Annotated in this window: 13 protein-coding genes and 1 pseudogene; all 14 read left to right on the plus strand. The window is 39.3% G+C overall.

Translation table 11 applies throughout. The features are described 5' to 3' along the window. Positions 1-25 precede the first annotated feature (25 nt). Positions 26-1,027 carry an AAA family ATPase gene (locus H4O18_RS01675; protein WP_187581367.1) on the plus strand — a complete coding sequence of 334 codons (1,002 nt, stop codon included), beginning with the start codon at positions 26-28 and terminating at the stop codon, positions 1,025-1,027. A gap of 88 nt (positions 1,028-1,115) precedes the next feature. Then, positions 1,116-1,982, plus strand: coding sequence for a DUF58 domain-containing protein (locus tag H4O18_RS01680; RefSeq protein ID WP_187581368.1), 867 nt, complete (start codon positions 1,116-1,118; stop codon positions 1,980-1,982). A gap of 5 nt (positions 1,983-1,987) precedes the next feature. Next, positions 1,988-3,643 carry a BatD family protein gene (locus H4O18_RS01685; protein WP_187581369.1) on the plus strand — a complete coding sequence of 552 codons (1,656 nt, stop codon included), beginning with the start codon at positions 1,988-1,990 and terminating at the stop codon, positions 3,641-3,643. Beyond that, positions 3,644-4,642: a vWA domain-containing protein gene (locus H4O18_RS01690; protein WP_187581370.1), complete on the plus strand. Its 999-nt coding sequence runs from the start codon at positions 3,644-3,646 to the stop codon at positions 4,640-4,642. A 51-nt stretch (positions 4,643-4,693) separates the two neighbouring features. Continuing rightward, a complete protein-coding gene (locus H4O18_RS01695; RefSeq protein ID WP_187581371.1) occupies positions 4,694-5,731 on the plus strand; it encodes a VWA domain-containing protein in 1,038 nt (345 codons plus the stop codon). Between the two features lie 13 nt (positions 5,732-5,744). After that, a complete protein-coding gene (locus H4O18_RS01700; protein WP_187581372.1) occupies positions 5,745-6,599 on the plus strand; it encodes a tetratricopeptide repeat protein in 855 nt (284 codons plus the stop codon). Between the two features lie 5 nt (positions 6,600-6,604). Further along, entirely contained in the window at positions 6,605-8,383 is a 1,779-nt protein-coding gene (locus H4O18_RS01705) for a BatD family protein (RefSeq protein WP_187581373.1), read from the plus strand. Between the two features lie 3 nt (positions 8,384-8,386). Further along, the gene (locus tag H4O18_RS01710) at positions 8,387-9,145 is read left to right on the plus strand and encodes an SH3 domain-containing protein (protein WP_187581374.1); all 759 of its coding nucleotides are present in this window, start codon (positions 8,387-8,389) and stop codon (positions 9,143-9,145) included. A gap of 58 nt (positions 9,146-9,203) precedes the next feature. Then, positions 9,204-9,500 (plus strand): hypothetical protein, encoded by a 297-nt coding sequence (locus tag H4O18_RS01715; protein WP_187581375.1) that lies wholly within the window; start codon positions 9,204-9,206, stop codon positions 9,498-9,500. Between the two features lie 81 nt (positions 9,501-9,581). Then, positions 9,582-9,950, plus strand: a pseudogene (locus H4O18_RS01720) (SulP family inorganic anion transporter); the annotation flags it as partial. Between the two features lie 222 nt (positions 9,951-10,172). Next, the gene (locus tag H4O18_RS01725; RefSeq protein WP_187581376.1) at positions 10,173-10,802 is read left to right on the plus strand and encodes a carbonic anhydrase family protein; all 630 of its coding nucleotides are present in this window, start codon (positions 10,173-10,175) and stop codon (positions 10,800-10,802) included. Between the two features lie 120 nt (positions 10,803-10,922). After that, positions 10,923-12,803, plus strand: a complete 1,881-nt coding sequence (locus tag H4O18_RS01730) for a SulP family inorganic anion transporter (protein WP_187581377.1) — start codon at positions 10,923-10,925, stop codon at positions 12,801-12,803. Between the two features lie 78 nt (positions 12,804-12,881). Then, complete coding sequence (gene pheS, locus H4O18_RS01735; RefSeq protein WP_187581378.1) at positions 12,882-13,901, plus strand: phenylalanine--tRNA ligase subunit alpha; 1,020 nt, start codon at positions 12,882-12,884, stop codon at positions 13,899-13,901. A gap of 130 nt (positions 13,902-14,031) precedes the next feature. Beyond that, positions 14,032-14,427, plus strand: coding sequence for a hypothetical protein (locus H4O18_RS01740; protein WP_187581379.1), 396 nt, complete (start codon positions 14,032-14,034; stop codon positions 14,425-14,427). Positions 14,428-14,452 lie beyond the last annotated feature (25 nt).

Genomic DNA, 14,452 nt, shown 5'->3' on the forward strand with positions numbered 1-14,452 from the left:
TAAACATAACAAAACAAAGGATTATATGGAAGAAAATACTTCGGTAGATATCAGCGCCGTGAACGAGAAAATTGCCCAAGAAAGTGCTTTTATAGACCTACTTATTTTAGAAATGAATAAAGTAATCGTCGGTCAAAAACATATGGTAGAACGATTACTTATTGGACTATTGGGCCAGGGCCATATTTTACTGGAAGGTGTTCCCGGTCTAGCCAAAACTTTAGCTATAAATACCTTGGCAAAAGCTGTTCAGGGAAGTTTTAGTAGAATACAATTTACACCGGATCTTTTGCCGGCTGATGTGGTAGGTACCATGATCTACAACATGAAGGTTAATGATTTCTCCATCAAAAAAGGCCCCATATTTGCCAATTTTGTTTTGGCGGATGAGATTAACCGTGCACCCGCAAAAGTGCAATCGGCTCTTCTTGAAGCCATGCAGGAAAAACAGGTGACTATTGGGGATGAAACCTTTATATTGGACAAACCTTTCTTGGTTATGGCCACCCAAAACCCAGTGGAGCAAGAAGGGACTTATCCATTACCCGAAGCCCAGGTGGATCGTTTCATGTTAAAGACCGTTATAGATTATCCCAAACTTAGCGAAGAGCAACTAATTATCCGACAAAATCTTAAGGGTGCCTATGAAGAGGTAAAACCTGTGGTAAGTATTAAGCAGATCTTAAGTGCCCAAAAGGCAGTGCGGGATGTGTATATGGACGAGAAAATCGAAAAATATATTCTCGACATCGTTTTTGCCACTCGTTACCCCGAAAAATACAATTTAGAAAACCTAAAACCTTTAATAAGTTTCGGAGCTTCTCCAAGGGGTAGTATTAATTTAGCGGTAGCTGCCAAATGCTATGCCTTTATTAAAAGGCGGGGCTATGTAGTTCCGGAAGACGTACGGGCCGTTATTCATGACGTTTTACGCCACAGAATTGGCATTACGTATGAGGCGGAAGCAGAGAATATTACCTCGGAAGAAATCATAAATAAAATCGTAAACGAAATTGAAGTACCTTAATCAGTCTACAGTTATCGGCCCACAGTTATTGGTCTTTAGGCCATAAGCACTGTGCCCGAATACTTTTACTGCAAACTGCAAACTGAAAATGGATACCAAGGAATTATTAAAAAAAGTTCGCAAGATTGAGATAAAGACGAGGCGTCTTTCCGACCATATTTTTGGAGGGGAGTACCACTCGACTTTTAAAGGAAGGGGTATGACTTTTAGTGAGGTGCGCCAATATCAATTTGGCGATGATGTAAGATCCATAGACTGGAATGTTACGGCTCGCTATAACGAGCCCTATGTAAAGGTTTTTGAGGAGGAAAGGGAACTTACCATGATGCTCATGGTAGACGTGAGTGGTTCAGAGCTTTTTGGAACCAGCAATCAGTTTAAAAAGGATGTTATTACTGAAATATCCGCTACCCTGGCCTTTTCTGCACTTCAGAACAATGATAAAGTTGGACTTCTTTTATTTACCGATGAAGTGGAACTCTATATTCCACCAAAAAAAGGTAAAAGTCACGCTCTTAGAATAATAAGGGAATTGTTGGAGTTTTCCCCAAAAAGTACGAAGACCAATGTTGGTGCTGCTTTAAAATTCCTTACCAACGTAATGAAGAAAAAGGCCATTGTTTTTGTACTCTCAGATTTTATTACTGATGATTACCTTCAAACATTGCGCATAACAGGTAAAAAACATGACCTTACGGGAATTAGGGTATTTGATGAAAGAGAGGAAAATATCCCCAATTTAGGGATGGTACAAATGCAGGATGCCGAAACAGGGGCAATTCAGTTGGTTAATACCCAATCCAAAAAAGTGAGAATGGCCTATGGCAAGCATTATAGCGAGCGTGTTGCCTATTTTCAGGATACTTTTACCAAATCGGGCTGTGGGGTATTAAGTTGTAGGGTTGATGAAAGTTATGTAAAAAAATTATTGGGCTATTTTAAGAGAAGAGGTTGATTTAAATGAGGAACTTAGATTTGAGCATTAAAAATAGTTGTTCGTATTTTCTACGATATATTGCATTGTGCCTACTATTTACCACGGTACAAGGTTTTTCGCAAAATTCTCCCATAATTAGGTCGGAGGTGGATACCACGTATATAAAAATTGGCGAGCAGATAAATTTTAAAGTCACCGTAGAAACAGATTCTACTTCCCAGGTAATTTTCCCGGAAGGACAAACCTTTTCCCCTTTAGAAACCGTTGAGGCCCTAATGACAGATACGGTTAAAAAATTAGATAGGATTACCCTTCAGAAAATCTACGCCCTCACCCAATTTGATTCGGGATCCTACACCCTTCCAAGGCAACAGATCATGGTAAATGGGAAACCGTTTTTTACGGATTCCTTAAAAATAAATGTGGCCACGGTACCAGTTGATACCCTAGCCCAGAAAATGTATGATATAAAACCTTTGATCAATGTAGAAAAATCCAACGGGGATCTTTGGAAAATCCTCCTATGGATATTAGTTGTTTTATTGGTTGCTGGTTTGGCGTTGTATTGGTTTGTTTTCAAAAAGAAACCATTGAGTGATGAAGAAAAAGTAGCTTTATTACCCCCTTTTGACCGAGCAATTTTGGGCTTGAAACAATTGGAAAAGTCAAAATATTTAATACAGGATGATTATAAATCCTACTATTCCGAGCTAACCGACATTGTACGCTCCTACTTGGAAGAAGATGTTCATGTAACCGCCCTTGAAAGCACCACAGACCAACTAATAGATAAATTGGAAATGATGAAGGATGCGGGCCAATTAAAACTGGATCATGAAACCATTCAACAGTTCAAAAAAGTTCTGCAAACCTCGGATTTGGTGAAATTTGCGAAATCAAAACCCGAAAACTCGGTAGCCGAACAGGATAGAAAATCCGTGGAACAAATTGTTATAAAAACAAAGGAAGCCATTCCAGAACCTACAGAAGAGGAATTATTACAACGTGAAGAGTATTTGGAGGAAGTGGAAAGAAAGAAACAGAAGAAAAAAATAATTATTGTGGCAGTAACTGCCGTTCTTGTACTGTTGTTTTCTACCGCCGCTGCCATAGGCTATTACGGATTTGGATATGTCAAGGACACGGTATTGGGCCATCCGACCAAAGATTTATTGGAAGGGGAATGGGTACAGAGCGATTACGGCTTCCCCCCAGTAAGCTTACAGACCCCAAAAGTCTTATTGCGACAAGCAGTAAAATTACCCCCGGAAGCACAGGCTTCCATAAAAGAAATGCAGGCTTTTGCTTATAGAAGTTCCATTGGACTGTTCACTATAGCCACCACCTCTATTACCTTGGCACAACCAGAGGATCCGGATCTTGATAAGGCTTCGGAGCAGATCTTGAAGAATTTTGAGGCCCAAGGCGCCAAGAACATCACTACCAAACAAGAGGAGTTTACTACCTTGACGGGAGTCAAAGGAATTAAACTTTATGGAAGTGGAAAATTTGCCGTTCCTGAATCCAAAGAATTGATTTCCGGGAATTATGTTGTCCTATTTTTTGGTGGCAAAGGTTTTCAACAAAATGTAATCTTGACATGGTTGGCAGACGACAACTATGCAGACCAAATAGTAGACCGAATTTTGAACTCAGTAGAAGTAAAAACGACCTTATAGATGTTTGAGAATATTTCCTTTGCGAACCCACAGTTTTTCTGGTTGTTGTTATTACTCCCAGTGGCAATGCTTTGGTATTTTTTTAAAAGAAGGGAACAAACGGCTTCCTTAAAAATATCCAGTATTAAGGGATTTCCCAAAGGCAGCATTCTACCTAAATTAAAACCGGCTCTCTTCCTCATGCGCTTATTGGCTTTGGCCGCAATCATTGTTGCCTTGGCGAGACCTCAAACGGAGGACATCTCCACCAAGACCAAGACCACTAAAGGTATTGATATTGTAATGGCCATTGATGTTTCCTCCAGTATGTTGGCAAAAGATTTAAAGCCGTATAGATTGGCGGCGCTTAAAAAGGTAGCGGCCGATTTTATTAACGAAAGGCCTAACGATAGAATAGGTTTGGTGGCCTATGCAGGTGAAAGTTACACCAAGACACCCATTACAAGTGATAAATCCATAGTTCTAAGGGCTTTGGACGAAATAACATATGGGCAATTAAATGATGGAACCGCTATTGGCATGGGATTGGCTACAGCTGTTAATAGACTTAAGGAAAGTAAGGCGCTTAGTAAAGTCATTATTTTGCTTACGGATGGTGTAAATAATTCAGGATTTATAGAACCCCAAACAGCGGCAGATCTAGCGGTTGAATTTGGTATTAAGACATACACTATAGGGCTGGGAACCAATGGAAATGCCATGTCTCCCATTGCCTATAATGCCGACGGATCCTTCAGGTACGGAATGCGTGAGGTTGAAATAGATGAAAGTCTGTTGAAATCGATAGCGGAAACAACGGGAGGGCAATATTTTAGGGCCACTGACAACAAAAAATTGGAAGCTATCTACAAAGAAATAAATAAATTGGAAAAAACCGAAGTAGAAGAATTTAAGTATTATAAATACGAAGAAAAATTTAGACCTTGGGTCTATTTGGCAGGAGTTTTGCTCTTGTTCGAGTGGCTGGCTAGGATTACTCTATTTAGGAGTTTTATCTAAATAAAAACAAGCTGGCTCCATGGGGTTTGATTTACAAATGAAGAATACAAAATGATTCAATTAGACGAAAAATCATATTTATATTTATTATCCATCATTCCGGTGATGGTTGTCCTTTTTGTGCTACTTCAATTTTGGAAAAAGAGAACACAAAGAAAATTTGCCGACCTTACTCTTTTAAAGCGATTAACCCCTGACAGATCAAATTTTAAATCCAGTTTAAAATTAATTTTTATTCTATTGGGAATTGCATCTCTGACCATGGCCTTGGTCAATCCAAAAATCGGCACCAAATTGGAAACGGTAAAAAGGGAAGGTGTAGATATTGTGTTTGCCGTAGACGTTTCCAAAAGTATGTTGGCCGAGGATATTGCCCCAAATAGGCTGGAAAAGGCAAAACGCTTGGTCTCAGAAATTATCAATCAATTGGCAAGTGATAGAATTGGGATCATTGCCTATGCAGGTCAGGCATTTCCCCAATTACCCATAACCACCGATTATGGTGCTGCCAAAATGTTCTTGCAAAATATGAATACCGATATGCTCTCTTCCCAAGGAACAGCAATAGATCAAGCTATAGAATTGGCATCTACTTATTATGATGATGAAGAACAAACCAATCGGGTCCTATTTATAATCTCGGACGGTGAGGACCATTCTGAAGGTAAAGTGGCCAATGCTGTTGAGGAAGCAACCAATGAAGGGATAAGGGTATTTACCATTGGGGTTGGAAAAACCAAGGGAGCGCCTATACCCCTAAAAAGAAACGGGATTGTTGAAAGCCTAAAAAAAGATAACCAAGGAGAGGTCGTCATTACCAAATTAAATGAAGAGGTATTGCAAGAAATTGCCGAAGAAGGAAACGGACTGTATATAAATGGGGAAAATACTGAAGATGCTGTTGCAATTATTAAAGAGCAATTGAACCAGATGGACAAGAAGGAATTTGAGGCAAAACAATTTGCCGAATACAAAGATCAATTTCAATGGTTTTTGGGAGCAGGCCTTTTATTCTTATTTTTAGACATTTTTGTCTTGGATAGAAAAACCAAATGGTTGAAAAAACTGAATCTGTTTAACGAGCGATAAACGAAGAAGGATCATGAGAAAGATTGTTTTTATCATCATATTATTCGGAAGCTTTGTCCATGCCCAGGAGGTAGACAAGGAAAAAGAAAAGGATATTAAAATTGCCACCAATTACACTTGGGAGGGAAATAAAGAACTCTCTGAAAGCAATTTCGTTAATGCCGAGGCAAATTATAGGAGAGCAATCTCCAAGAGTGCCGAAAACAGTATTGCCCCCTATAATTTGGGAAATGCCTATTATGAAAACGAAACTTATAGCGAGGCCTTTGGACGGTTTAAGCAGGCGGGGGAAAATGCTACCAATAAAAAAGACAAGCATAAGGCCTACCATAATATGGGTAATGTCTTTATGAAAAACAAAGAATACCAAAAAGCGGTAGACGCCTATAAAGAGGCCCTTAGAAATGACCCTACTGATGAGGAGACCCGATATAATTTAGCTTTGGCCAAAGAAATGCTGAAAAAGCAACAGGAGGAAGAGCAAAAAAATGATCAAAATAAGGACGACCAGAGCAAGGACGACCAAAAGGATCAAAAAGACCAAAATAAAGATAAAAACGAAGGGGATAAGGACGAAGACAATAAAGGCGACCAAAAAGAGGACCAAGGAGACCAGAAGGAAGATGGGGATAAGGGAGAGGAAAAGAAAGAAGACAATAAAGAAGGAGAGGGAGATAACGAAGAGCAAAACGACGAGCCCTATAAGGCAGAGGAGGAGAAGCAACAACAACCAAGGCCCAACCAATTATCTCCACAACAAGTAAAAAACTTGTTGGAGGCGATGCAAAACGAAGAGAAAAAAGTACAGGAAAAAATTGATGCACAAAAAGTCAAGGGTACCAAAATCAAAAATGAAAAAGACTGGTAATACACGTGAATATTAAAAAATACATATCGTTATTTTCCTTGTTGTTCCTTGGACTAGTATTAAACGCCCAGGATGATGAGTCTGTAACCTTCGAAATGAATCTCAGCAAAGATGTGTTGGGCATTAACGAACGTTTACGGGTCGACTTTACCATGAACAGGGATGGTGATAATTTTGTTCCCCCTGATTTTGAGGGGTTCAGGGTACTTATGGGTCCATCACAGTCCATAAGCTCCTCTTGGGTAAACGGAGTAAGGAGCTTTTCCAAAACCTATACCTATACTTTGGCTCCAACGGCCAGGGGAAAATTTACTATTAAACAGTCTACTATTGTCATCAAAGGCGAAACCTATAAATCACTTCCTAAAGAAGTGGAGGTTACCGCTGCAGTTGAAAGACCGGACGGGGAAAAAACGGTAGATGATGTGGCCGATGAAAGCCTACATTTGGTAGCAGAAATATCCAAAACCAGTCCATACCTCAATGAAGCTGTTACCGTAGTATATAAACTATACGCCAGTCCCACTATAGACGTTACCAATTTCCGGGCCTTGGACAACCCGAAATACAACAATTTCTGGAGCCAGGATATTCCAGTTACTAAATACGATATTCAGAATACTACCTATAACGGCAAGTCTTATAGATCCGTCATCCTAAAAAGAGTAGTCCTTTATCCACAAAAAACAGGGGAATTGGAGATAGAACCCCTTTCGTTGGATGTAAGCCTACAGATTCCGACCAACAAACGTGATTTTTTTGGAGGAAGAATATTTGCCCAAACCAACAAGACCGTATCTGCAGGCAATAGGACGATCAATGTTAAGCCATTGCCAACCGAAGGGAAACCAGCGAATTTTAGTGGTGCAGTTGGAGAATTTCAATTTTTGGTAACCACCAGTAAAACACATTTGAACGCCTCCGAATCCCTTCAGGCTAAAGTAGCCATTAATGGAAAAGGAAATCTAAAGCTATTCGAAATCCCAGGATTAAATCTACCCAGTTCCCTGGAAGTTTATGAGCCAGAGTTCAACGAAAGTGTTCGTACCACCCTATCCGGAATGGAAGGCAACGTCAGCAATAGCTATACTGTAGTACCAACCTTTAGGGGAAAGTATCCTATTCCAAGTATAGCGTTTAGCTTTTTTAATCCCAAAACAGAAAAATATCAAACTCTGAATTCCGAGGAAATTCTGATAAATGTATTGGAAGGACCAACCAGTGCCAACTCGGGCACCACTGGACCCATCTCCAGCAACAAACAAAGGGTTGTGGCTACAGGAGATCAATTTATATTCAACAAATTACAGCCAAACCTTAAAGCAATTGGCGGCAATTACTTTTTTGGTTCAAACAGCTTTTTTCTTTGGTGGCTCCTTCCTATCCTGCTTATTCCCCTTGCCATACTGTTTGGCAAAAAGAGAGAAGCGATTGCCAGTGACGTTGAAGGAAACAAAATTAAACGCGCCAATAAACTGGCTAGAAAATATCTCTCTGCAGCCAAAAAAGCCTTAGGTTCCAAGGAATCATTTTATGTAGCTCTGGAGAAAGCGTTGCACAATTATTTAAAGGCAAAGCTAAAAATAGAGACATCTGAATTTAGCAAGGATAAGATCGCCACCTTACTGAGTGAAAAAAATGTAGACGAAACAACCCAAGAAGGATTTGTTGGACTACTTAAAAATTGCGAAATGGCCAGATATAGCCCTTTCTCCGATGTACAAATGCAACAGGATTACAACAAAGCCAGTGAGGTTATCTCACAATTGGACAAACAAATTTAAGCAATGGTACGTGTATTAACTATTTTAGCCTTTTTGGTAAGTACCTTGGGATATTCCCAAAACGAATCCCTTTTTGAACAAGCTACGGCATTTTATAACGAAGGGGAGTATACCAAAGCTGCTAACAACTATTTAAAGATACTAGAGAGCGGGGAGCATTCCGCAGAACTTTATTTTAATTTGGGGAATACGTATTACAAACTAAATAATATTGCTCCGAGCATTTATTATTACGAAAAGGCGTTATTGTTAAAACCCAATGACCAAGATGTTAGAAACAACTTGGCGTATGCGCAAAATATGACTTTGGATGCCATTGAACCGCTGCCACAGACCACCATTTCAAAATTATACAATAAGCTAACGGCATATCTCTCCTTCGACCAATGGGCCTACGTTGCAGTTGGCTTTATGATGCTCTTTGTGTGCTGTTACATTGCATTTTATTATTTCACATTTTCTACTCAAAAACGAATAGCATTCATTAGCAGCTTAATATTTCTCTTGTTAAGCCTCCTATCCGTAATATTAGCCTATTTTCAGTATTCCGAATTTCAATCCGATCAACCAGCCATTGTTTTCGCGGAAGAAGTTGGCATTAAATCTGAACCCAATAACAGGAGTCAAGCCATTTTCAATCTACATGCCGGTGCCAAGGTACATGTACTTGAGGAATTAAATGACTGGAAAAAAATTGAAATTGCCGATGGCACCACTGGTTGGATTCTATCTGAGGATTTAAAAATCCTTAAAGATTTTTAGTATATCTTTAACGTCTAATAAAACCGTTGGTGTTATATTTGTCATAATTTATAATTCTATGAAAGTTTTTGCTCGTATACTTTTACTTTCCCTTTGGCTATTTGCCATTGTGGCTCCGAGCGCCATCACTTTACTAGATATTGACAATCCCGTTATTGTAACCAACCTTAACGAAGAAGAACAGCAAGAAACCGGTAAGAAATCTCCCTTGCAGGAGAAGTTCGTAAACGATAGTTATTCAGATTTTTCTTTAATAGCCCTGTCCCAAAAATCTACAATGGGTATATACCACCCTTTGGGCCATATAAACTTCACTCAAAAAATTCTATTACCACCACCAGAACATAGAGGTTAATCTTTTAAGTTGAGTCAAACTATTTCGATTAATTAAATTCTTGTCCTTGATTCCTATCAAGGACCAAATTATTATTTTTTTATGTTCAAAAATATTAAGAACGACCTTCCTGCTAGTGTCGTGGTATTTTTTGCTGCGCTACCCCTATCTTTGGGTATTGCTTTGGCAAATGGCGCCCCTTTATTTTCAGGTATAATTGCCGGGATAATCGGACGTATTGTTCTTGGACCCCTTAGTGGCTCTAAAATTGGAGTTAGTGGTCCAGCAGCAGGACTGGCCGCTATAGTCTTAACGTCGAATGGCGCATTGGGAGGATTTGAAAACTTCTTGGTTGCCGTGGGGCTTGGTGGAATTATTCAGTTGATATTTGGTATTTTAAAAGCCGAAATCATTGGGTATTATTTTCCTTCTTCAGTAAAAAAAGGAATGCTCACCAGAATAGGTATCATCAATGAAAATACGGTGAATAATCTTCCCGTCTATTTATCCATAAATAATATCGATCTATTGTTTTTGGATGGAGGAAATAAGGATAAAGAAAATCTCTCCAGACTATTAAATATATATGATATGGTAAGGAAATCAGATATTAATCTTTTGGTAACCGGGGAAAAACACACCCATTATAACTTTAACACAACACTAAAAATCGCATAATTAAACTAGATAAATATGAAAGCACATACAAGAGAAACCCAAGCAACAATGACCCCGAATAAGGCCTTGCAATATTTGAAAGAAGGTAACCAAAGATTTCAGGGCAACCTAAAAGCCAATAGAAACCTACTTGAACAAGTTAACGATACGAGTGAGGGTCAATTTCCATTTGCAACCATTTTGAGTTGTATCGACTCCAGAGTTTCAGCCGAATTGGTATTTGACCAAGGCCTAGGAGATATTTTCAGCATTAGAATAGCTGGCAACTTTGTGAACGAAGATATTTTAGGTAGTATGGAGTTTGCCTGCAAACTTGCAGGGACCAAACTGATAGTTGTTCTTGGACACACAAGCTGTGGTGCCATAAAAGGAGCTTGTGATCATGCAAGATTAGGTAATCTTACTGCCTTGATCAACAAGATAGAACCCGCAGTGGAGGCAGTTACAGAACCAGCAGAGGAGAGTTTAAGAAATTCCAAAAACCTTGAGTTTGTAGATAAAGTTGCTGAAAAGAATGTACATTTAACTATGGGGAATATACGCAAGAATAGCCCTGTACTAACTGAAATGGAGGATAATGGGGAAATAAAAGTTGTTGGCGCCATGTATGATGTCTCCAATGGTGAAGTTGTTTTCTACGAATAATACTCCCAATGACATAGAAGGCCAATGTTGACATATTGGCCTTCTTCCTATTGAAACCAAACGTTGGTTTCAATCTTAAGTAATGATTGCATAAACTAACCCAGCATAAAATTCAATATTATGAAAAATCTTTTTTCAAATTTTAAAGGAGACCTTTTTGGTGGAATTACAGCAGGAATTGTTGCTCTTCCACTGGCCTTAGCCTTTGGCGTAAGTTCTGGACTTGGACCAAGCGCCGGACTGTATGGAGCTATATTCATCAGTTTTTTTGCCGCACTTTTTGGGGGAACCAACACTCAAATTTCTGGTCCAACAGCTCCTATGACCGCTGTAAGTATGGTAGTTATTGCCGGTATTGTGGCCCTTAATGACGGAAGTATAGAAAAGGCACTTCCCGCCATTCTTATTGTATTTCTTTTGGCCGGCCTTATGCAAATAGGTCTTGGCCTATTGGGTATAGGCAAGTACATTCGCTACATCCCATATCCAGTGGTTTCCGGTTTTATGACCGCAATTGGGGTCATCATATTGGTTACTCAAATTTTACCATCTGTAGGGTATTACCCAAAAGAAGATGATGAGTTTGTATCACAATACAAACCACTGGCAGAGGAAATCATATTAGAAAATATTCTTAAAGAAGAAGCTGGCGAAGGCATTCTAGTTTTGGAAAATTTTGAAGAAACCATCAAACGTTCAGAAGGAATTACCCAAGATGATGTGAACAAAGAAGCCAGAACCTTGGCAAAAACTGAGGCATCAGGGGTTTTCGGGACAATAAAAGTACTTCCCAGAGCCTTGCAAAACATCAATTGGCTAGAACTTATTTTGGCCTTATCCACCATAGCTATCATTTACGGTTTCAAAAAAATTACAACTGCCATCCCAAGTGCATTGGTTGCCCTAATTGTTGTTTCGGGAGTGGCATATGGATTTGGTCTCAATTACCGTCCTATTGAAGAAATTCCAAGTGGTTTCCCCGTGCCCAATCTTGAAATATTCACCGCTTTTAAACTCGGTTCGGTAACTCCCTATATCTTTACTGCTTTGACTTTGGCCTTATTGGGAGCCATAGATTCGCTGTTGACCTCTGTAGTAGCGGATAACATGACCAAAACAAAGCATCAACCCAATAAAGAACTTGTGGGACAGGGTATAGGAAACAGTGTAGCTGCTATATTTGGGGGAATACCGGGAGCTGGAGCTACCATTCGTACCGTAGTAAACATAAACGCAGGTGGTAAGACCAAGCTATCCGGTATGATTGCTGGTGTATTGCTTTTAATCATTCTTTTAGCTTTGGGCCCAGTAGCTTCACAAATACCCGCAGCTGTACTTGCTGGGATATTGGTTACCGTAGGTATAGGTGTTATGGATTATAAAGGTTTAAAAGCCATACCTAGTTTACCGAAAGATATGAGCCTTGGTCCAATTAAATTAAGTTCTGAAGTTATCATTATGCTTGTTGTACTTGTTCTTTCTTCGGTATGGAATTTAGTCTATGCGGTGGGTGTTGGTTTGATAATTGCCTCCTTAATGTTCATGAAAAAAATGGGAGATCTTACAGCTGAAAGGTCAGATGTAAAAACCTTGGTACACGAAAAAGGATGGGCAGATGAGGCCAATTTTCCGAAACATTTAAAAGAAAAAGTTTTTATAAAACATATTAAAGGTCCCTTGTTCTTTGGTTCTACCAGTGAATTTCAAGCATTGGCAAACCAAATACCAAGAACGGCATCCACAGTTATTATTCGTATGGACCGAATGCAGTATATGGACCAATCCGGTCTCTACACTTTGGAAGATGTGCTTATAGATTTACTTAATTCGAACATTGAAGTATTGTTGGTAGATGTACTGGATCAACCACGTTACATGATGGAACGGGTAGATCTAATACCTGATCTAATACCCAAGGAACGCATTTTTAACACTTTTGATGAATGCATTACTTACTTAAATAAAAAGACCGTTGAACAAAAGGCTGAAGCTTCAGCTTAGGTTGCAAGCCAATTTATGATGAATTATGTAGTCGGTAATGCCGTAAATATCTTAAATTTGCGGCATTAGCCGAACAACATGATCGATACCATAAAAAAGCATATAACTGAGGTAGAAAAATTTAATTCTACCGATAAAGAGGCCATAGAGGCATTCCGAATTAAATACTTAGGAAAAAAAGGATTGTTCAATCATTTTTTTTCAGATTTTAAAAACGTGCCCAACGAGCAAAAGAAGGAGTTTGGCCAAACCGTAAACCTTCTAAAAACCGTTGCCACCGAAAAGGTAAACGCGCTAAAGGAAGCCCTTGAGAACAAGAGGGAAGAAAAAGGAATTTATGGGGACTTAACCAGACCGGGAGAGCCCTTGGGACTTGGAACGCGCCATCCTATCTCCATAGTTAAAAATCAGATCATCGACATCTTTTCCCGAATTGGGTTCAATGTTTCCGAAGGACCGGAAATAGAAGATGACTGGCACAACTTTACTGCCCTAAACCTTCCCGAATACCATCCGGCAAGGGATATGCAGGATACCTTTTTTATACAGACCGACCCGGACATTTTATTGCGTACCCACACCTCATCGGTGCAGGTGCGATATATGGAAAATAACAAACCTCCGATCAGGACCATTTCACCTGGTAGGGTTTACAGAAATGAAGCTATATCCGCACGTTCGCATTGCTTTTTCCACCAAGTGGAAGGTCTCTATATAGATAAGGATGTTTCTTTTGCAGATTTAAAGCAAACGCTACAATTTTTTACCACTGAACTATTCGGCAAATCCAAAATAAGGCTGAGGCCATCCTACTTCCCATTTACTGAGCCCAGTGCCGAAGTAGATGTATATTGGGGGTTGGAAACAGAAACGGATTACAAAATGACCAAGGGAACTGGTTGGTTGGAAATCATGGGTTGTGGTATGGTAGACCCCAATGTACTTACAAATTGTGGGATCGACGCCAATGAATATTCCGGCTTCGCCTTTGGTATGGGTATAGATCGCATTGCTCTATTACTCCATCAAATTTCAGATATTAGATTATTGAGTGAAAATGATGTGCGGTTTTTAGAGCAATTTAAGAGCGCCTTTTAGTTTTTCATAGCACTAAGAAGTGTTAACAATAAATTCGTTTATTGAAAGTGTGAGTCGGCCTTAAAAAATAGAACAACAAAATTTCTCCAACCATGGCAATTGGAAGGAGGACGAAACATTTATCGCCCAAGTGAAAAAAGATATAGAAATTCCGATTGCTAAAAATGTACATGTGGCCATTATCCCTGAATGGAACGATGAGTTCTTAGAAAAAAATTGGAATGCCTATATCATTAACGACAGGGATACTGTAATTGAAGCTGTAATAGCGGTCTCCAACGGCTACGAAGGAGATAGAAAAACCTCAACTATGCGTCACGGACTTGGAGACATCCCCTCCAAAGAGTACCGTAAGATAGAAGTATTGCAGGAAGATATTTTAGCTTTTAACAATGAATTTTTCGTTACTTTTTTTGCAGATGACAAACTATACGAAAAACGCTTCCTCTTCGAAAAATACACTATTAGCGAATCCAATCTAAGCCCAATCCCTGTTATGGAATTGGAGGGTGTACTGGCTAAATAGCCCAGGAGGTCCTTCAATAATCATA

It is taken from the genome of Arenibacter arenosicollis (assembly GCF_014397245.1).
GTDB lineage: Bacteria > Bacteroidota > Bacteroidia > Flavobacteriales > Flavobacteriaceae > Arenibacter > Arenibacter arenosicollis.